This is a genomic window from Blautia sp. SF-50, assembly GCF_900101315.1.
Taxonomy (GTDB): Bacteria; Bacillota; Clostridia; order Lachnospirales; family Lachnospiraceae; genus Blautia_A; species Blautia_A fusiformis.
Map to the genome: position 1 here is coordinate 86,881 of NZ_FMUW01000009.1, position 20,490 is coordinate 107,370.

The 20,490-nt window shown below is 44.5% G+C and carries 21 protein-coding genes; 3 read left to right on the top strand and 18 right to left on the bottom strand.

Features of this window, described 5'->3' with window-relative positions; all coding sequences use genetic code 11:
- Window positions 1-243: 243 nt before the first annotated feature.
- Window positions 244-432: a hypothetical protein gene (locus BLP57_RS17815; protein ID WP_175442960.1), complete on the top strand. Its 189-nt coding sequence runs from the start codon at window positions 244-246 to the stop codon at window positions 430-432.
- 357 nt (window positions 433-789) lie between these two features.
- Window positions 790-1,095: a DUF2442 domain-containing protein gene (locus BLP57_RS07800; protein ID WP_092070618.1), complete on the top strand. Its 306-nt coding sequence runs from the start codon at window positions 790-792 to the stop codon at window positions 1,093-1,095.
- Between the two features lie 440 nt (window positions 1,096-1,535).
- On the opposite strand, the gene ruvB is transcribed toward BLP57_RS07800, so the two are convergent.
- The 9 genes from ruvB to rsxC all read right to left on the bottom strand — a co-directional run bounded on the left by ruvB (window position 1,536) and on the right by rsxC (window position 9,667).
- On the bottom strand, window positions 1,536-2,546 hold the full coding sequence (gene ruvB / locus BLP57_RS07805; RefSeq protein ID WP_092070622.1) for a Holliday junction branch migration DNA helicase RuvB: 1,011 nt from the start codon (window positions 2,544-2,546) through the stop codon (window positions 1,536-1,538).
- Window positions 2,547-2,604: 58 nt separating this feature from the next.
- Complete coding sequence (ruvA, locus tag BLP57_RS07810; protein ID WP_022426699.1) at window positions 2,605-3,216, bottom strand: Holliday junction branch migration protein RuvA; 612 nt, start codon at window positions 3,214-3,216, stop codon at window positions 2,605-2,607.
- Window positions 3,217-3,362: 146 nt separating this feature from the next.
- Window positions 3,363-4,427, bottom strand: coding sequence for a tryptophan--tRNA ligase (gene trpS / locus BLP57_RS07815; RefSeq protein ID WP_092070626.1), 1,065 nt, complete (start codon window positions 4,425-4,427; stop codon window positions 3,363-3,365).
- Window positions 4,428-4,655: 228 nt separating this feature from the next.
- Window positions 4,656-5,447 carry an RnfABCDGE type electron transport complex subunit B gene (locus BLP57_RS07820; RefSeq protein ID WP_092070629.1) on the bottom strand — a complete coding sequence of 264 codons (792 nt, stop codon included), beginning with the start codon at window positions 5,445-5,447 and terminating at the stop codon, window positions 4,656-4,658.
- Between the two features lie 13 nt (window positions 5,448-5,460).
- Window positions 5,461-6,036: an electron transport complex protein RnfA gene (locus BLP57_RS07825; RefSeq protein WP_015524884.1), complete on the bottom strand. Its 576-nt coding sequence runs from the start codon at window positions 6,034-6,036 to the stop codon at window positions 5,461-5,463.
- A 16-nt stretch (window positions 6,037-6,052) separates the two neighbouring features.
- Complete coding sequence (gene rsxE / locus BLP57_RS07830; RefSeq protein ID WP_092070632.1) at window positions 6,053-6,757, bottom strand: electron transport complex subunit RsxE; 705 nt, start codon at window positions 6,755-6,757, stop codon at window positions 6,053-6,055.
- A gap of 14 nt (window positions 6,758-6,771) precedes the next feature.
- Window positions 6,772-7,350: an RnfABCDGE type electron transport complex subunit G gene (locus BLP57_RS07835; protein WP_092070636.1), complete on the bottom strand. Its 579-nt coding sequence runs from the start codon at window positions 7,348-7,350 to the stop codon at window positions 6,772-6,774.
- Window positions 7,350-8,327, bottom strand: coding sequence for an RnfABCDGE type electron transport complex subunit D (locus tag BLP57_RS07840; protein ID WP_021650508.1), 978 nt, complete (start codon window positions 8,325-8,327; stop codon window positions 7,350-7,352). Before BLP57_RS07840 ends, BLP57_RS07835 begins: the two co-directional genes overlap by 1 nt.
- Before the next feature lie 14 nt (window positions 8,328-8,341).
- Window positions 8,342-9,667 (bottom strand): electron transport complex subunit RsxC, encoded by a 1,326-nt coding sequence (rsxC, locus tag BLP57_RS07845; protein ID WP_021650509.1) that lies wholly within the window; start codon window positions 9,665-9,667, stop codon window positions 8,342-8,344.
- 479 nt (window positions 9,668-10,146) lie between these two features.
- Between rsxC and BLP57_RS07850 the strand changes: the two genes are divergently transcribed.
- On the top strand, window positions 10,147-11,166 hold the full coding sequence (locus BLP57_RS07850) for a ribonuclease H-like domain-containing protein (RefSeq protein ID WP_092070639.1): 1,020 nt from the start codon (window positions 10,147-10,149) through the stop codon (window positions 11,164-11,166).
- Window positions 11,167-11,265: 99 nt separating this feature from the next.
- Here BLP57_RS07850 and rpsA read toward each other — a convergent pair whose 3' ends face one another.
- From rpsA to BLP57_RS07895, 9 genes are all read right to left on the bottom strand, one after another.
- A complete protein-coding gene (gene rpsA, locus BLP57_RS07855) occupies window positions 11,266-12,342 on the bottom strand; it encodes a 30S ribosomal protein S1 (protein ID WP_015524876.1) in 1,077 nt (358 codons plus the stop codon).
- Window positions 12,323-13,189, bottom strand: a complete 867-nt coding sequence (ispH, locus tag BLP57_RS07860) for a 4-hydroxy-3-methylbut-2-enyl diphosphate reductase (protein ID WP_092070642.1) — start codon at window positions 13,187-13,189, stop codon at window positions 12,323-12,325. Before ispH ends, rpsA begins: the two co-directional genes overlap by 20 nt.
- Window positions 13,186-13,851: a (d)CMP kinase gene (cmk, locus tag BLP57_RS07865; RefSeq protein ID WP_015524874.1), complete on the bottom strand. Its 666-nt coding sequence runs from the start codon at window positions 13,849-13,851 to the stop codon at window positions 13,186-13,188. Before cmk ends, ispH begins: the two co-directional genes overlap by 4 nt.
- A 25-nt stretch (window positions 13,852-13,876) precedes the next feature.
- Window positions 13,877-15,106, bottom strand: a complete 1,230-nt coding sequence (locus tag BLP57_RS07870; RefSeq protein WP_092070645.1) for an NAD(P)/FAD-dependent oxidoreductase — start codon at window positions 15,104-15,106, stop codon at window positions 13,877-13,879.
- 103 nt (window positions 15,107-15,209) lie between these two features.
- The gene (locus tag BLP57_RS07875) at window positions 15,210-16,622 is read right to left on the bottom strand and encodes an oxaloacetate decarboxylase subunit alpha (RefSeq protein ID WP_015524872.1); all 1,413 of its coding nucleotides are present in this window, start codon (window positions 16,620-16,622) and stop codon (window positions 15,210-15,212) included.
- Window positions 16,623-16,658: 36 nt separating this feature from the next.
- On the bottom strand, window positions 16,659-17,807 hold the full coding sequence (locus BLP57_RS07880; protein ID WP_015524871.1) for a sodium ion-translocating decarboxylase subunit beta: 1,149 nt from the start codon (window positions 17,805-17,807) through the stop codon (window positions 16,659-16,661).
- Window positions 17,808-17,822: 15 nt separating this feature from the next.
- A complete protein-coding gene (locus tag BLP57_RS07885; protein ID WP_015524870.1) occupies window positions 17,823-18,203 on the bottom strand; it encodes a biotin/lipoyl-containing protein in 381 nt (126 codons plus the stop codon).
- Window positions 18,204-18,226: 23 nt separating this feature from the next.
- Window positions 18,227-18,988 carry an OadG family transporter subunit gene (locus BLP57_RS07890; RefSeq protein WP_092070648.1) on the bottom strand — a complete coding sequence of 254 codons (762 nt, stop codon included), beginning with the start codon at window positions 18,986-18,988 and terminating at the stop codon, window positions 18,227-18,229.
- Window positions 18,989-19,001: 13 nt separating this feature from the next.
- The gene (locus BLP57_RS07895) at window positions 19,002-20,438 is read right to left on the bottom strand and encodes an acyl-CoA carboxylase subunit beta (protein ID WP_092070651.1); all 1,437 of its coding nucleotides are present in this window, start codon (window positions 20,436-20,438) and stop codon (window positions 19,002-19,004) included.
- Window positions 20,439-20,490: the final 52 nt, after the last annotated feature.

The following is a 20,490-nucleotide window of genomic DNA, read 5'->3' on the forward strand; positions in this document are numbered from 1 at the left end:
GTTCATGGGTACTTTGCATCGAAATTTTTTAAACATTTTTCATGCTCCTTTACAGTTTTTTTATTTGAAGTATGTAAAATACTAAATGTATCTATTAATGATATATATGGTGTTTATCCCGATTCAAATATTCCTCTTTCTTACATTGAAACTGAACATATAAAAAAATACCGGGCATTAGATGAAAATGGTCGTCAAATTATCGACACTGTTATAAATGTCGAGTTTCAAAGAACAAAAGAATTGGAGGAGGCAAGAGAGGCCCTAAAAAAACGAATACGTACATATGAGGAAAAGTTAATAAAAAAATACAAAAGAAATAATTCCTGTGCAGATCTTCTTGCAGCTCACGTCAGAACAGATGTAGAACAAACTCCTGAAGGTGTTCAGCATGATCTAGATATTATGAACGATGATTCTCAATGGGAATAGAACATATCCGATCGGACAGACAGATACTTTGACAATATAATATACTTACCCAGGGAACTGGGGGACGTGCTCTTTACCAAATCCGGACACCTTACGGAGGAGGTGAAGTTTATGAGCGATTACGAGACATTTATGATTATTTTAACTGTTGCTAATCTAATCGTAATTATACTTACATACGCACATAAAAAATAGCCGTCCTAATCTTTGGCGAGATCAACGGCTATTTTTTAGCTAACTATTGTCGCTGGATTGGGTGAAGTGCAGTCACCTTCCAGCTCCCTTGTTAAGTATATTATACGAAAGGTTAAAATATTTGTCAAATTACATTTTTATAGTATTAAATGATGATTCTCAATGGGAATAAAAAGGGGAAATGCAAATATTTACGCTAGTGAACGCCCGGAAAATGTACAGATTATTGCAGTAAAGACATTTGATGATATGATAATGCTTCTCACTTTTTCAAATGGTGAACAGCGACTTTTTGATGCTTCCATATTAAATGGCCCCGCTTTTGCTCCATTAACTGATGAAAAAATATTCAAAGACTGCAAAATCGTAGATGGAGTCGTCACCTGGATGAACGAAGATATTGACTGTGCTCCTGAGTATATGTACGAGCATAGTTATGCGTATCCGTCTTTAAAATCCGTAATTTGAATTAAAAGGACTGTGATTTATTTGACCTACGAACAACTTTTAACTACTACCGCTCAGGCCGGTCTTACAGTAAAAGAACGTCCACTTCAAAAAATGATGGTCTGATCCGTGGTAATCGCATTGCTATTCGAAAAAGTATTGACACTCAGGCAGAAAAATCCTGTGTGTTGAATTTTGATGATGAAATACCGGGACGGTGGAATTGTTATGCGGTTCATCCTCCGGCCAGAATTGACGCACTTGGTAATGTTCTCCGCCCTGCTGCCATCTGTTTTATACAGATGACTGGATTAAGGGGGGTACGGTCCTTACAGCCTACAAGGCGGGAACATATCAGCCTACTTTTGCAGAAGTGTTCGAAGATTTTTACAAATGGAAATTCGAAAACACAAGACATAAGAGGCTTTCCTGGCAAGCAAGGAGCAATTATCGGGTGACCTTTACTTTGTCGACAAATCAGGACGAGGATATCCAAGATGGGTATATGCCAGCACGGAAGCCATTCTTCCACGTGGAGTTCTGTTAAGGAAACCTGTCTGTAAAAGATAGGGTTCATACACATCTTCCAGTGTTCCGGAGTCTTCTCCGATTGATGCGGCAAGTGTTTCAAGCCCCACTGGTCCGCCCTGGAAATTCAAGATCAAGGTCTGGAGAATGCGGCGGTCCGTTTTATCGAGGCCATACTGATCTACCTCCAGAAGATCCAATGCAAAACAGGCAACATCGTAGGTGATCACACCGTTATACTTCACCTGGGCAAAATCACGTACTCTCTTCAGAAGACGGTTGGCCAGACGGGGGGTTCCTCTGGAACGCTTGGCGATCTCGGCAGCTCCATTGGGTTCGATTTCCACGCCAAGCACCTGAGCGGAACGGAGAATGATCGTCGTCAGTTCTTTTTTATCATAAAACTCCAGTCTCTGTGTTACGCCAAAACGATCACGAAGCGGTGCGGAAAGAAGACCTGCCCTCGTTGTTGCACCTACCAATGTAAACTTCGGCAGGTCCAGACGAATGGAACGGGCGGATGCTCCCTTGCCGATCATGATATCGATAGCAAAATCTTCCATGGCCGGGTAAAGAACCTCTTCTACCTGTCGGTTCAGTCTGTGTATCTCATCTACAAACAGCACATCTCCTTCCTGAAGGTTGTTCAGGATCGCAGCCATTTCGCCTGGCTTTTCAATCGCAGGACCTGATGTTACCTTCATATGTGTTCCCATCTCATTGGCAATGATCGCGGAAAGTGTAGTCTTTCCCAGCCCCGGAGGTCCATAAAACAGCACATGATCCAGTGAATCATGGCGCTGCTTTGCTGCTTCGATATAAATCTTCAGGGTATCTTTTGTTTTCTGTTGACCAATATATTCATCCAGACTCTGAGGCCTTAAATTTCCCTCCAGGGAAAAATCCTCTTCTGTAACATCTGTTGTAATGATCCTGTTATCCATTTGCTATGCTCCGTTCTATTTCATTTCAGTGCGAGCATGTTAGCTCTTACTCACGGCGTTAAAAATTTTTCAGTGCGGCCCGAAGAATTGCTTCTACATCATCTGCCGGCACATCTTCCGGTACCTTTCGTACTGCACGAAGGGCATCTGCAGAACTGTATCCTAATGCGACAAGCGCCTCCACCGCTTCCTGACGACTATCCCTCAGATCAGATGCTCCCTCAGCTGCTTCTTCCTGCTGATGCGCCAGTTTCATCTCAAAAGCATCTTCCAGCTTCAGCTTGTCTTTCAGCTCCAGAATCATTTTCTGGGCTGTCTTTTTCCCGATTCCAGGGGCCTTGGAGATTGTTTTTACATCATCGGAAAGCACTGCAAAACGAAGCTCGTCTGCACTGATTCCGGAAAGGATACCCAGAGCGCCTTTAGGTCCGACTCCGTTGACACCGATCAGAAGCTTGAACATGCCAAGATCATCCTTCGAAAAAAAACCATATAGCTGCAGAATATCCTCCCGCACATAGAGAAAGGTATGAATCTTCTTTTCATCGCCTATCCGTGCTTTCCCAAGATCCTGTCCTGTCATATAAATCTCATAACCAATTCCGCCATTTTCCACAACCAGACAATTTTCACCGATATCTGCTACGGTACCTTTTACAAAAGAAATCAAATCTCAAGGCTCCTTCCCTGAAACAGCTGAACATCTGTTTCCCATATGAACGCAATAGTAACATAATTTTCAAAAAAAATCAACCCGGAATACAATCTCCGGGTTGATCCTGTATACAAGCCTGTGATTCCTCTCGCTGTTTTCTATCACTGATTAAGGAAATCCTGATCCTCAAAATAATTGATCCGCATAGAAGAACGGACATCATGAAGCGTTGCGGCAGCTTTTTCTCTGGCAACCTCTGTACCGGCTTTCAGGATATCGAACACATCTTCGGTTCGCTGCTCCCACATTTTCCTTCTTTCACGGATCGGTCCAAGCTCTGCCTGCATAACATTATTCAGGAACTTCTTGACTTTCACATCACCAAGGCCACCTCTCTGATAGTGAGCCTTAAGTTCATTCAGATTCTGATACTCTGGCAGAAATTCAGCAAAATGTTCCGGGCGGCTGAAGGCATCCAGATAGATAAATACCGGATTTCCCTCTACACGACCAGGATCCTGAACACGAAGATGGTTCGGATCTGTAAACATGGACATGATCTTTTTCTTCACAACATCTTCTTCATCAGACAGATAGATGCAGTTTCCGAGAGATTTACTCATCTTAGCCTTTCCATCAATTCCCGGAAGACGTAAGCATGCTTTATTGGAAGAAAGAACAATTTCCGGATCTGTCAGCGTATCACCGTAAACGGTATTGAATTTATGGACGATCTCCTTGCACTGCTCAAGCATCGGAAGCTGATCTTCACCTACCGGTACATGTGTTGCACGAAAGGCAGTAATATCAGCAGCCTGACTGATCGGATAGCAGAAAAAGCCTACCGGAATGCTGGCTTCAAAATTACGCATCTTAATCTCGGATTTAACGGTAGGATTACGCTGTACTCGTGCTACCGTAACCAGATTCATATAATAAAAGGTAAGTTCTGTCAGCTCCGGAACCATGGACTGAATAAAAATATTGGATTTCTCCGGATCAAGCCCGCATGCCAGATAGTCCAGAGCAACCTGAAGAATGTTATGACGTACTTTCTCCGGATGCTCTGCATTATCTGTAAGTGCCTGGGCATCTGCGATCATAATATAAATCTCATCATATAAGCCGGAATTCTGCAGCTTCACACGCTCTGCCAGAGATCCAACATAATGACCTACATGAAGGCGCCCCGTCGGGCGGTCGCCAGTTAAAATAATCTTACTCATGAATTTCGTTCTCCTTGAAGTATACTGAATATTTATATCCTATTATAGCCCCTTGAAATTCACCGGTCAAATATTTTTAACCGGAAACTGCAATTTTTCATTGAAATATAACCAAAAATTTGTATGTATTTATTTTATTTATGCATTATCGGGCACAACATGCTTTATTCCAAAAAAGAACTGCCACGTCACTCGGAAAACTTCCGTGACAGGCAGTTCTTTTTTGTTTTACAGAATCACATGTCTTGGGCAAACTTCCTTACATTTACCGCAGCCTGTACACTTATCATAATCAATGTGTGCACAGAAATCGGTAACTGTGATCGCCTCGGACGGACAATTCTTTTCACATTTTTTACAGCCAATACAGCCAAGCTCGCAGGCAGCTGTAACTGCCTTACCTTTTGCGTGGGAGCTACAGGCTACACGTGTCTGTTTATCATATGGTACCAGTTCGATCAGGTGACGCGGACATTTGGCAACACATTTGCCACAGGCTTTACATGCTTCCTGATCTACGACCGCAATACCATTCACTATATGGATCGCATCAAATGGACATGCCTTTACACAGCTTCCGAAGCCCATACATCCAAATGTACAGTTTTTTGCACCGCTGCCAGGGATGAAAGCCATCATCTCGCAGTCTTCCACACCTGTGTACTCATATTTCACAGTCGTCTTATCACAGGTTCCCGCACATTTTACAAAAGCAACCTGACGTGCGGTTTCTTTTACTTCCTGTCCCATGATCGCGCCAATCTTGGCTGCAACCGGAGCACCGCCAGCCGGACACTGATCTATAGGAGCTTCTCCCTTTGCAATTGCGGCAGCGAGTCCGGAACATCCCGGATATCCACAACCACCACAGTTATTTCCTGGAAGAACGCCGAGAATGGCTTCTTCCTTTTCATCTACCTTAACGGTTAATTTCTTGTCTGCAAGTCCGAGGAAGATACCAATGAATAAACCAGTACCGCCGACAATGACTGCAGCCATAATAATTCCTGTTATACTCATGCTCTTCTTCCTCCTATACGATTCCGGAGAATCCAAAGAATGCAATAGCCATCAGTGCTGCCGTAAGCAGAACGATCGGCATACCCTGGAAGGATTCCGGAATATCGTTGTATTCCATTTTTTCACGGATTCCCGCAAGTAATACAATTGCGATCAGGTAACCTACACCTGTGGCAAATCCGTTGACAACACTTTCAAGAATGCTGTATTCATATTTAACGTTGTTCAGTGCTACACCAAGAACTGCACAGTTTGTTGTGATCAGAGGAAGGTATACACCAAGTGCCTTGTAAAGGGATGGTACAAATTTCTTGAGAAACATTTCTACGATCTGTACCAGTGCCGCGATAACCAGGATAAATACGATCGTTTTCAGATACTCAAAATGGGTCGGTACCAGGATGAATTTATAAAGCAGTCCTGCAACAAAAGATGCAATAGTAATAACAAACACAACTGCACCACCCATGCCGGCTGCGGTTTCTGTTTTCTTGGAAACTCCAAGGAAAGAACAGATTCCCAGGAACTGACTCAATACAACGTTACTGCAAAGCGCAGAACCAATTGCGATCAACATCAAGCTTGCCATTTTCTATTCCCCCTTTTTATTCTTTGTCGGAAGGACATCCGCCGCAGGTCGCACAATTGGAGCCACAGCCGGACTGGATCTTGGAAACATCTTTGCCCTTCTTTGCCATGTTGATCTTTACTTTGTTCTGGATTGCTGCAAGTCCGGCAAGAACCAGAAATGCTCCAGGTGCAAGGATAAAGATAGTGATCGGGGTATAACCGGTAGCACCGGTAGCTGCATCAGCAACCGGAATGATCTGTGCTCCGAAAGCCTTTCCGGAACCAAGGATCTCTCTTACAAGACCAATGGCAACCAGACCCACTGTAAAGCCAAGACCCATTCCAAGTCCGTCAAAGATAGACGGAAGGACAGGGTTCTTGGAAGCATAACTCTCTGCACGTCCCAGAATGATACAGTTAACAACGATCAGTGGAATGTAAATTCCAAGTGACTCATAAAGAGAAGGAGTAAAGCCTTCCATCAGAAACTGTACGATAGTTACAAAAGATGCTACAACTACGATAAAGGCCGGCATTCTGACGGAGTCTGGAATAACCTTACGCAGCATGGAGATGAGCATGTTTGACATAACCAGAACTACGGTTGTGGAAAGTCCCATACCAATACCATTGATCGCAGAAGTCGTTACCGCAAGGGTAGGACACATACCAAGCATCAGGACGAAAATCGGATTTTCGGTTATAATGCCGTTTTTTAATCTTTCACCACAATTATTCATATTCAACTACCCTCCTAAAATGCGTTTTTGCAATAGCCGATAGCTGTATTGATTGCACCGGTAAAAGCTCTTGATGTGATGGTCGCACCACTGATAGCATCAATAGGCTCACCTTCGCCGCCGTCCTTGGATACATAGAATTTATCGGTATTCTTTCCAACATACTGTTCCTGAAACTTCGCTTCTGTAGCACGCATTCCAAGTCCAGCAGTCTCACTGATGGAAAGAATGGAAACGCCGCTGACGGTACCGTCTTTTGTTACACCAACTGTGATCTGGATATCACCGCCGTAACCCTCTTTATCGGTTACAGTTACCACATAGCCTTCATCTGCTGCTTCACAGACTTCATCTACGGTTGCTTTGATTCCAAGATCTGCAGCTGTTTTATCTGCTGCTTCCTTGTCTACATCTACAGCTTTAAAATCTTCCAGGCTTACATCACTGAATACAGTCTGCCATGCTTCTTTTTTTGCCTGTTCCTCGGTTCTTGCAATGGGTTCTTTGGTAACTTCGTAAACCAGTCCAAGGCCAAGGCCGGCAACTACTGTAATGATTGTAAGGATCAATGTATTTCTGATAATCTTACCCATTATTTCTTGCCTCCTTTTCCAAAAGCAACCGGTTTTGTTACTTTTTCAATAAGCGGAACCAGAAGATTGCAGAAAATGATCGCATAGGAAACACCCTCTGCGGAACCACCAAAGAGACGGAATACCGCTGTCACGATACCGAGGCAGCAGCCATATACCAGCTGACCTTTCGGAGTGATCGGCGTTGTCACATAATCGGTTGCCATAAACCAGGCTCCAAGCATCAGACCTCCTCCAAAGATATGGCTGAAAAGATAGTTTACATCAAAGCCTTTTCCTGTTCCCAACATATAGAAAATGACAAATACTGCAAAACTTCCAATATATGTAAGAGGTACCTTCAGATCGATGATCTTAAATGCGAGAAGGATCACTGCACCGATGAGGATCGCCAGGGCAGAAGTCTCACCGATGGTACCCTGGATATTACCAAGGAACAGATTCTTTACAGGAATAGAAGTCCCCTCAATGAATCCCTGACTTTTAAGCGCTGCCAGAGGTGTTGCCTGTGTAACCGCATCTACAACAGCATGGGAGCTTTTGGAAACTGCAAAGTTAGTCATTTTTCCGGCAAAAGAGATCATAAGGAAACATCTTCCTGCAAGAGCCGGGTTCATAAAGTTCTGTCCAAGTCCACCGAACAGCTGTTTTACAACAATGATCGCAAAAGCACTGCCAAGGATCGGCATCCAGATCGGGATCTGGGGCGGCATGTTCAGTGCAAGCAGAAGTCCTGTTACAACTGCACTGAAATCAGTAGTTGTATTCTTTTTATGCATCAGTCGGTCATACAGCCATTCAAAAAACACACTGGATGCAACCGTCGCCAGCACTACAAGGAGTGCATGCACTCCAAAGTTCCAGATACCGAAAAGTGTTGTCGGCAGAAGTGCGATCACTACCAGCTGCATAATACGGCTGGTGGTCATTTTATCCCTGATATGGGGATTAGATGATACGTTATACATTTGTTCCATTGTTATTCCTCCCCCTATTTCTTTTTCTTGCGCTCTGCAAGAACCATTTTTCTCATAGATTTAATACTCTGAGTCAGAGGTCGTTTGGCCGGACAGATGTAACTGCAGCAGCCGCACTCGCAGCATTCCATACCATCCATTTTTTCGAAGCCTGCCATATCACCGTGTTCTGCAAGAGTTGCAAGGCGGGCCGGAACCACATGGCCCGGACAGACGCTTACACAACGTCCGCAATTGATACATGCAGTCTGGATCTGCTTCGCCTCGGAAACTGCGTCACGCTCCAGGAAAAGCAGGGAAGAAGTTGTCTTCGTACATGGAATATGAAGATCATACAGCGCAAATCCCATCATCGGTCCGCCGGAGATTGCTTTTGCGATCTTTTCCTTCAGTCCGCCTGCAGCATCTACCAGTTCAGACAGATCTGTGCCTGTAAGAACGGAAAAGTTCTTCGGTGTACGGATACCGTCTCCGGTAACCGTTACATTACGGCTGATGACCGGCTGTCCAAGGATCACTGCCTTATAAACAGAAGTGACGGTCTCTACGTTATCAACCACGCATCCTACGTCTGCCGGAAGCATGGTGGAATTGATCTCTCTGCCTGTTACCGCATAGATCAGTGTACGCTCACCACCCTGAGGGTATTTGGTCTTAAGCTCTTTTACTTCCATACGCTCTTTGCCTTTGATGGCTTCTTTCATCCTGGCAATACAATCCGGTTTGTTGTCCTCGATACAGATACATCCCACTGCCTTCGGGAAAGCTTTCAGGATTACTTCCAGACCACCAACAATACTTTCCGGTTCTTCCATCATCCTTCGGTAGTCACTGGTGATATAAGGCTCACATTCCGCACCGTTGACCAGGATATGATCGATCTTGTCAGGTTCCTTTGGTGAAAGCTTTACATGTGTCGGGAAACCTGCACCACCCTGACCAACAACTCCGCCTTCCTGAATCCTTTTCAGGATATCCTCCTTGGAAAGATCCGAAAGCTTTGCAGGTGCATATTCCACAGATTCGTACAGACCGTCATTCTCAATGATGATCGCATCACCCATGGCGCCTACTGCGGTCAGACGTTTCTCGATTCCCTTTACGGTTCCTGATACAGACGAGTGTATCGGTGCGGAAACAAATCCTCCTGCTTCTGCGATTTTCTGTCCTGCAAGCACATGATCACCTTTTTTTACGATCGGCTTGGCCGGAGCTCCGATGTGCTGAGAAACAAGAATTGCCAGATCTCCCTTCGGCAGATACTTCTCGACAGGACAGTTTTTTGACAAATCTTTGCCGTCATAAGGATGGATACCACCCCTGAAGGTTAAAAATGCCATAGATCTCATCTCCTCCTTTATTTTTGCAAGTACATGTACATGGTATTTCTGCGTTGCGCATATACTCTTTTTTTAAGTTGATTCTGTGTTTCTGATTTTCCTTTTCTTATTTCATCCAAGACAAACAAGATCTATTTCGCTCCCATAAATCATTTCGCGAAACATTACCAGCGAACAGTAACAAAGTAGCTTCTGCTTTGAGCAGGATATGTATGAAAGGTTGAATCCAGACACGATCCTGTGATATACTTCGGTAGAAGATATTCACCAGCTCATAAAAAAGCTGTAAATGAATAACCAATTTATGAAGCGATAATAGTCATTTTTTCACTGTCAATCCCCACATAAATCCAGTACCATTTCCTGTTTTTTATCATCAACTCTACTAATAACTATAACTCATTTCACTTTAAATTGCACTATTGAAAAGCAATTTTTTTGTGTATAATCAGATACAATCCATAAAGGAGAAAATTAACATGATCGTTAAAAAAATGCCGATTTTACAAGGGTTTCCAGACTTTGAGACTGTTAAAAAATTGACTAAAAATCATGGATTTTCAGAGCGTTTTGTACCGCTTTTCTATGATATTGAAACTACAGGACTATCACGAAATTCCACTTTTCTGTATCTGATCGGTGCTGTAGCCTACGAAGGAAACAACTGGCAGATGTACCAGTGGATGATTGAAAACGAAGAGGAAGAACCTGAACTTCTGAAAACATTTTCTGAATTCCTTCAGGATTTTTCATGTACGATCCAATATAACGGTGACAGCTTTGACCAGCCTTATCTGGATGCACGATATCAGATCCACGGACTCTCTTCCCCTTTTACGGAGCTGCCATCTCTGGATCTTTACCGGGAACTAAAGCCGCTCAAGGGACTTCTGAAGCTTTCACGGATGAATCAGCCTTCCATGGAATCATTTCTCGGTATTACTGAACGGAACTACTATGATGGAGGTGCCTGCATCCGTCTTTACAAACAATTCGCTTCCGGAAAGAAACCGGAAGCGGCAGAGATCGTTATGGGACATAACCGGGAAGATCTTCTGGGACTTGGAAAAATTTTCCCAATGCTGTCCTATCTTGCTCTTTTCAATGAAGATTACGAAGCACTAAATTGTGAAATTCAAGACGATCAATTGGCCTTTACAATTAGAATGCATTACAATCTGCCTGTTGAATTTTCAAATCATAGTGAAGAATTCTACATAATCGGACAGAATAACCGTGTCCGTCTTCTTGTGAAGCTTCAAAATGGACGTTTAAAGCAATACTACTCCAATTATAAGGATTACGATTACATCCCTTCCGAAGACACTGCAATACCCAAAACCTTAAGTGCCTGCATGGATAAAAAGCTCCGAAGGTCTGCCAAAAGGGACAACTGTTATACCTGGTTTCCTGTAACAGAAGCTTTTCTGCATGATCCTTTAAAACAGAAAACCTATCTGAAACACTGCCTGCCATATTATCTTTCTGTTCTTAAATAATATCTCTGTTACGCAATTCCAATCAAAAAAAGGCCGTCACAATAAATGTGACGGCCTCTGAAATTCAAAATATTCATCTGCTGTACAGCTTCTGAGAAATTACTCCTCTGTCTGCTCTGCAGAATTATCCTCGAGTGCTTTCATGCTGAGGCTGATCTTTCTGTCTTCGCCATTGAAATCAACAACCTTAGCCTCGATCTCCTGACCGATGGAAAGTACATCAGATGGTTTCGCAACGTGCTCTCTGGAGATCTGAGATACATGAAGAAGAGCATCTACTCCAGGTGCAAGCTCAACAAATGCACCGAAATCTGTCATACGTGCAACTTTGCCCTTTACTACGTTTCCTACTGCGAAGTCCTCAGCAGCTGTAAGCCATGGGTTCTCCTCCGGGAATTTAAGGGAAAGTGCGATCTTGTCTCCGTTGATATCTTTGATAAGAACTGTAACTTTATCACCTACGTTGAATACCTTCTTCGGGTTCTCTACTCTGCCCCAGGACATCTCAGAGATGTGAAGAAGTCCGTCTGCTCCGCCGAGGTCGATGAATGCACCGAAATCTGTAACATTCTTAACAACACCCTCAACTTTATCGCCTACGTTGATCTTAGCAAGAAGCTCTTTCTGTTTCTCAGCTTTCTCAGCAAGAAGAAGCTGTTTGCGGTTACCGATGATACGGCGTCTTCTTGGGTTGAACTCTGTGATAACAAACTCGATCTCCTGATCTGCATATTTGGAAAGATCTTTCTCATATGTGTCAGATACAAGGCTTGCAGGAATGAATACTCTTGCTTCCTCAACATTGACACAAAGACCACCGTCAAGTACCTGTGTTACAGGAGCCTTCAGAACCTCCTGGTTCTCGAATGCCTCCTCAAGACGTTTGTTGCCTTTCTCTGCTGCAAGACGTTTGTAGGTAAGTGTAACCTGTCCCTCTCCGTCGTTTACTTTGAGAACCTTTGCTTCCATGGTATCGCCAGGTTTAACAACGTCTGTAAGCACAACGCTTGAATCGTTTGTGTACTCGTTCTTTGTGATGATACCGTCTGCTTTATAGCCGATATTCAGGATGATCTCATCATCTTTAACATCGATGACGGTACCCTGTACGATCTCTCCATTTCTGATTGTTTTTACGGAATCTTCCAGCATCTGTTCAAAACTTAACTCTGACATGTTCTTGAACCTCCTCAATAATTTTCTTTGGGGTGGAAGCCCCTGCTGTAATACCTACACAACTACTGCATTGGAACATTTCAGAATCCAAGTCTACAGGTGTTTGTATATAGTAAGTATTTCCACATTCCTTTTTACATATTTCAAACAGCTTTTGAGTATTGGAGCTATGTCGGCCACCTACGACCAGCATAGTGTCTACCTCTCCGGCTATCGCTTTAGCTTCTTTCTGCCGTTCTTCGGTAGCATTACAAATAGTGTTTAAAATATTTAAAATATTTAAAACATTATTATCATAACTCTTTTTGCGGAGAATTTCAACTAATTCTTGAAATTTGTTGTAATTAAATGTCGTCTGGGACACTACACATACTTCTTTTTCCGGAGAAATATTGAATTTCTCAGCATCCTCAGCATTTCTGATCACTGTATATGGTCCCTGACACCATCCGCAGATCCCCTGGACTTCCGGATGGTCCGGATCACCGATGATCACAATATGGGCACCTCTGGAGCTTTCTCTCTCAACGATCTTGTGGATCTTCAGCACAAAAGGACAGGTAACATCTACATATCCGAGACCATATTTTTTGATCGTGTTATAAACCTTGCGGCCTACTCCATGGGAACGGATCACAACAGTGCCGCCCTTCAGGCTGCCAAGATCCTTCTCACAGATCACAGCCACACCTTTTTTTTCGAGATCTGAGACAACCTCCTCATTATGGATGATCGGGCCCAGTGTATAAATCGGTGCTGCATCGGAACCGATCAGCTCATAAACACGGTCAACTGCTCTTTGTACGCCGAAACAGAAGCCGGCAGTTTCTGCAACTTTTACGTTCATCCATTCACCCTTTTTCTGTATACGGAAAGGATACTCTCAACAACTTCGTCAATTCCCATCTCAGATGAATCAACAAGAACAGCATCCTCTGCTTTTTTAAGCGGAGAAACCGCGCGGTTCATATCTCTCTCATCTCTATCAACAATATCTTTCAGGATTTCATCCATATCGCAGGCTTCACCCTTCTCTGTAAGCTCCAGGTATCGTCTGCTGGCACGGGTCTTTGCACTTGCAGTCAGAAAGATCTTCACTTCCGCATTGGGAAGAATGGTGGTTCCGATATCTCTTCCGTCCATAACTACATTATTCTCGGCTGCAAGATTGCGCTGCAGCTTCAGAAGATGTGCACGCACCTCCGGATTTGCAGAGCTTACAGATGCCATATTTCCTACCTCTTCCTTACGGAGGAACGCAGTTACATTCTTTCCGTTAAGGATCACCTGCTGCTCACCGTTCTCATAACGGATAGAGATATCCGCATCGTGACAGGCTTCAGAGATTTTTTCGTCACCGCTGATCCCTTTTTCCAGAAGATAAAGTGCCATGGCACGATACATTGCCCCTGTATCTACATAAATAAAGGACAGCTCCTTTGCCACTTTTTTTGCAATTGTGCTTTTTCCTGCACCTGCCGGTCCGTCAATTGCAATATTAATACCCATAATCGTTGCTCCTTCCTCTTTTCTGTTATTCTATCGCCTGAGCTGCCGCATACGCTGTAGACCATGCGATCTGAAGATTATAGCCACCGGTCACTGCATCCAGATCCAATACTTCACCTGTAAAATACAGATTTTTTATTTTTTTGGATTCCATTGTGGATGGCTGTATCTCTTTTACTGACACACCGCCTCTTGTGATGATCGCTTCCTTAAACTCTCCCATTCCCGTGATCGTAAACGGAAAAGCCTTGATCAGACGGCCAAAAGCCTGACGCTCTTCCCTGGAGATCTCATGTACCGGTTTTTCCCCGGGGATACCGCCAATTTCGATCATGATCGGAGTCAGAGAAGACGGAAAAAGAACACCGATCACATTTTTAAACTGCTTGTTATGATTTGCATCAAATTCACGCAGGATCCGGGCGTCAAGCTGTTCTGCATCAAGCGCCGGCTTTAGATCCAGGAAAGCCTCCAAAGGCTCCTTTTCCAGCTTTTTGCCGATCTGGGCACTGGCGGAAAGGATCAGCGGTCCTGTCACTCCGAAATGAGTAAACATCATCTCGCCGAAATCTTTATAGAGAACTTTTTTGCCGGATTTTACTGTAAGCTCCACATTCCGAAGGGAAAGGCCCTGAAGTTTGGAGACATAATCTTCTTTTGCCACCAGTGGTACCAGTGATGGTGACTGGGAAACAACTTTATGTCCCGTTTCAGCTGCAAAACGATATCCATCTCCTGTGGAACCTGTGGACGGGTAGGAAAGCCCTCCTGTGGCAACTACCACAGTATCCGCTTCAAAAAAGGTACCGTCCGAAAGTAATACACCGGTAACTTTTTCATCCTGTGTACAAACTTCCTTTACCTCTGTATGAAGATGGATCTGCGCTCCGGATTTTTTCAGTTCCCGCTCAAGCGCACGGATAATATCTGATGAATGATCCGATACCGGAAAAACCCGGTTTCCACGCTCTGTTTTCAGCGGCACTCCTGCCTCCTCAAAAAATTCCATCACATCTCTGCTTCCATAGGTGTAGAAAGCACTGTAAAGAAATTTGCGGTTTGACATCACTGCCGGAAAAAGTTCTTCGGTATCGGAATCATTGGTGACGTTGCACCGTCCCTTTCCGGTGATGAAAAGCTTTTTTCCGAGTTTCTCATTTTTTTCCAGTATGTGAACCTGGTGTCCTCTGCGCGCAGCATATACACCGCAGAGCATTCCGGCGGCACCGCCGCCTATGATCGCAACTTTGGACATTACCTGTTATCCTGCCTTTTTTATCTTTTTTATGCACAAAGGAGCCTGCATACAGCAAGCTCCTTTTCCTGTTTTGAAATGCATCTGCATTTCTATGTGTGCTTTATACCGGGTATGCGCCGTTCTTGGTATCTGCTACAGTCTCATCAACTTTTGTCTTCTGAGCCTGGCGATATTTAAAGAAGTCCATGGCAACCTGCGGGAACAGTGCATATGTGAGAACATCCTCATCCTGCTCCTTGTACTGTGCCATCTCGCTCTCAAGCTTATCAAGCTCATCCTCCAGAAGATCTGCCGGACGGCATGTGATCGGTTCAATATCTCCGATACATTTTTTCTGTACTTCCGGATTGAACGGTCTGGCTGTTGCGCCATACTTACCACTTAACACGTCTTTTGTCTCTTTTGTGACAACCTTGTAACGCTCGCCCATGATCACGTTAAATACAGCCTGTGTACCAACGATCTGAGAGGACGGTGTAACAAGCGGTGGCTCACCAAGGTCTTTACGTACACGCGGAACTTCCTCAAGTACTTCGTAGAATTTATCCTCGGCATGCTGCTCTTTCAGCTGTGATGTCAGGTTGGAAAGCATTCCGCCTGGTACCTGATACAGAAGAGTCTTGATGTTTACACCAAGGTTCTTCGGATTGAGAAGACCTGTATCAAGAGCCTCATCACGCATCGGACGGAAGTAGTCAGCGATCTCAGCGAGAAGCTGCTGATCAAATCCTGTATCATATGGTGTTCCCTTGAAGGTCTCAACCATAACCTCTGTTGCAGGCTGGGATGTTCCAAGAGCAAACGGAGACATTGCTGTGTCGATGATGTCAACACCTGCCTCTACTGCCTTCATATATGTCATGGAAGCAACACCGGATGTATAGTGAGAATGAAGATCGATCGGGATCTTAACAGTCTCTTTGAGAGCCTGAACAAGCTCTGTAGCTTTGTATGGAACAAGAAGTCCTGCCATATCTTTGATACAGATGGAATCTGCACCCATATCTTCGATACGTTTTGCAAGATCTGTCCAGTAATCAAGTGTGTAAGCATCACCAAGTGTGTAAGCCATTGCAACCTGTGCATGTGCTTTCTCCTTGTTTGCTGCTTTTACAGCTGTCTGAAGGTTACGAAGGTCATTCATACAGTCAAAGATACGGATGATATCGATACCATTAGCTGCGGATTTCTGTACAAAATACTCTACTACATCATCTGCATATGGACGATATCCAAGAATGTTCTGTCCACGGAACAGCATCTGAAGCTTTGTGTTTTTGAAACCGTCACGAAGTTTACGAAGTCTTTCCCACGGATCCTCTTTCAGGAAACGTAAGGAAGCATCGAAAGTAGCACCGCCCCAGCACTCTACTGCATAGTAGCCGACTTTGTCAAGCTTCTCAATGATCGGAAGCATCTGCTCTGTGCTCATACGTGTAGCGATCAGGGACTGATGAGCGTCACGCAGGATCGTTTCCACAACTTTCACAGGTTTTTTCTCTATTTCTGCCATAATTATTCTCCTTACAAATTTTTATAAGACAATGGGTTAGACACCAAAGATCGCCATGAATGTACCGGCAGCAACCGCTGTACCGATAACACCAGCAACGTTCGGTCCCATCGCATGCATCAGCAGGAAGTTTGTAGGATCTGCCTCAGCACCAACCTTCTGGGATACACGGGCTGCCATAGGAACGGCAGAAACACCGGCTGATCCGATCAGAGGATTGATCTTTCCGTGAGTAACCTTGCAGAGAAGCTTACCAAGCATAACACCACCAAAAGTACCGCAGGCAAAGGCAACAAGACCAAGAACTACGATCTTCAGTGTATCTACGTTCAGGAACGCCTCAGCACTTGTGGAAGCACCTACAGATGTTCCGAGAAGGATTACTACGATGTACATAAGAGCGTTGGAAGCTGTTTCAGAAAGCTGTTTAACAACTCCGGACTCACGGAACAGGTTTCCGAGCATCAGCATACCAACAAGGGGAGCTGTTGTCGGAAGGATCAGGCAAACAACGATTGTGATAACGATCGGGAAAAGGATCTTCTCAAGTTTTGTAACAGGGCGGAGCTGCGCCATTTTGATCTTACGCTCTTTCTCTGTTGTGAATGCCTTCATGATCGGAGGCTGGATGATCGGTACCAGAGACATATAGGAATATGCTGCTACTGCGATCGGTCCCATAAGAGAAGACTGTCCAAGCTTACCTGCAAGGAAAATGGAAGTCGGGCCGTCAGCACCACCGATGATAGAGATCGCTGCTGCTGCTTTACCATTAAATCCAAGGAAAATTGCAAGGAAGTATGCAAGGTAAATACCAAGCTGTGCAGCTGCTCCCATCAGGAAGCTGATCGGGTTTGCGATCAGCGGACCGAAGTCTGTCATCGCACCGACACCCAGGAAGATCAGTGAAGGAAGAATACTCCACTCATCCATTAAGTAAAAATAATGAAGAAGTCCGCCAACGCCATTGGATGAATCCTCAATGCTCAGCATAATGTCCGGATAAATATTTACCAGAAGCATACCAAAAGCGATCGGAACCAACAGCAGCGGCTCAAAACCATGTTTAATGGCAAGATATAAGAACACACATGCCACTGCGATCATCAGGTAGTTTCCCCAGGTAAGGTTGAAAAATGCTGTCTGATGGATCAGGTTTGACAGGGTATTTGTTACATAAGACATTTGTCTACCTCCTGTTTAGTTCATTGTTGCAAGAGTATCTCCATTTTCAACGGCAGCACCCTCTGCAACATCGATGCTGGCGATTGTTCCGTCCTGAGGAGCAACAACCGGGATCTCCATCTTCATGGACTCAACGATCACTACGCTGTCACCGGCTTTTACGCTCTGTCCAACAGATGCAACGATTTTTACAACTTTTCCAGGAACGGCTGCGGAAACTTTAACAGAACCTGCGCCTGCTGCCGGAGCTGCTGCCTTAGGAGCTGCTGCCGGAGCTGCCTTAGGAGCCGGAGCTGCTGCTTTTGGTGCTGCTGCAACTGGAGCTGCTGCGTTTCCGTTCTCTTCTACAGTAACTTCATATGCTGTTCCGTTAACAGTAATTGTATAACTCTTCATTTTAAAATCCTCCTAAATAATGATTATCTTTTTCTGCGGTTGACTTTGCGGATGGAACGTACTACGAATCCGTCTGTGCTTGTTTTGCCTTCAGAAGCAGCGATCGCTGCGGCGATCACGGCAATAAGCTCACCATCATCTGTCACATCCTCAACAGCAGGCTCAGCAACTGGTGCTGCAACCGGAGCCGGTGCTGCGGCTGCCGGAGCCGGTTTGCTCTCTTTTTTCTTTCCTTCCACAAGTCCGGGAATATATTTGAAAAGAGAGATCACGAAGATCAGGAATGCCAAGATCACAAATACAGTTCCGAGACCCATCACTGTATTCAGCGCTGCCTTCTCCATGTTCTGTGCCAGTGTATAATTCACATCAACTGTAAGAGATGTCGGGGTTCCTGATTTATCAAATACATAAGTGAAATTCGCTTTGTTTTTCTCGAAGGATACCGGAACAACAACGGTATACTGATCATCGGAATACTCCACTGTGATATCTTTCTCATCAATATCACCTTTTTTCTCACCAAGCTCTTCTCTGGAGCCATCCCATGCACTTGCAGCACTCTGTGTGAAAGCATCCTCTGATTCCAGATATCCCTGGATATCATCCTCGGACATTGCGATGATCGCATCCGTCAGGCCCTTGGTTGTTGTGACAAGCTGACTCTTTACAGAATCATCAATCTCATCAGCAGCCCATGCAGTAGCTGTGCATCCGATCAGAAGTGCGGCCACGCAAAGAAGTGCCATGCAGACAGAAGAGATCTTTTTATAAAACTGTCTCATACGCTCACCTCACTTAGACTGTTCCATGCTTTTTGGATGGACGGTCTTCCCTTTTTGTGAACAGCATCTCAAAAGCACCGATTACATATTTTCTTGTATCTTCTGCTTTGATCACAGTATCCACATATCCTCTTGCTGCTGCAGATGCGATACCGTTCTGGAGTTCTTTGTACTCAGCTGCCTTCTCATTCAGTGTAGAAGCGTCAGCTCCCTCATACATGATCTTTGCTGCAAGGGAAGCATCCATCATACCGATCTCAGCTGTATCCCATGCATAAACCATATCTGCTCCGACAGATTTGCTGTTCATGGCAACGTATGCAGTTCCGTATGCTTTACCAATTACAACATTTACCTTCGGTACAGTTGCAGATGCATAAGCATGTACCATCTCACCTACAGATTTAGCCATCATCTTCTCATTGCAGAGTGTAGCTTTAAATCCTGTTACATTAGTAAGAGTAAGTACCGGAATCTCAAAAGCATCACAGAATTTTACGAAGTCTGCTGCTTTTCTTGCACCTCTTGCAGAAAGAGTTCCGTCGGAAATCTCTGTCTTATTGCCATCAGCATCGTAAGATTCGCTTCTGTTTGCAACAGCGCCAACGGTAGCTCCGTTCAGACGAAGGAAGCCTGTTACGACATCCTGGCCGTAAGCTGCCTTTGTTTCAAAAAACTCACCATTATCAGCGATTCTTGAAAGCGCAATAGCTGTGTCGCCTGTGCAGCCTGCAATATCATCACATACTCTGTTCAGGTCATCTGTGCATTCCTTGAAGCTGTCATTGTCTTCATTGTTCTCCGGAAGCATGCTGACCAGTGTACGGATCTGTCCAAAGATCTCCTCTTCTGTTCCGATGCCGTCAACAAGTCCTGTCTCCTCGCTCTGGAACTGTGCGGAAGCTGAATCGCATTTTTCCACTCTGTTTCCTTCCAGTGCATTTGGAGTGTTTACAAACAGTCTGCCCTTCTTCTCCTCTACAAATGTAAAGTCTGTAAGAGCCGGTACAACTGCCATTCCACCGCCGCATGTTCCGAAAACAGCAGTGATCTGTGGAATAACACCGGATGCCAGTGTCTGTTTCAGATAGATCTCACCAAATGCCTCAAGTGCATCGGTAGCCTCCTGAAGACGAAGTCCCGCACAGTCTACAAGACCGATAACAGGTGCTCCAACTTTCAGAGCGAGATCATAAATTTTGGCGATCTTTTTGGCATGCATCTCACCAACTGTTCCGTTCAGTACAGATGCATCCTGGCTGTATACATACACCAGACTGCCGTCAATCACACCATATCCGGTGATCACACCGTCTGAAGGTGCTTTTTTTTCAGTCATGTTGAAATCCGTAGCTCTGGCTGTGACAGCCTGTCCGATCTCAACAAAACTGTTGGCGTCAAGCAGGGAATTGATCCTTGCAGCCGCTACGCTTTGTGTCGCATTACTCATTATACTATGCCCTCCATTTTTTTATTAATATAACCAAAAATTCAGCCGAGTA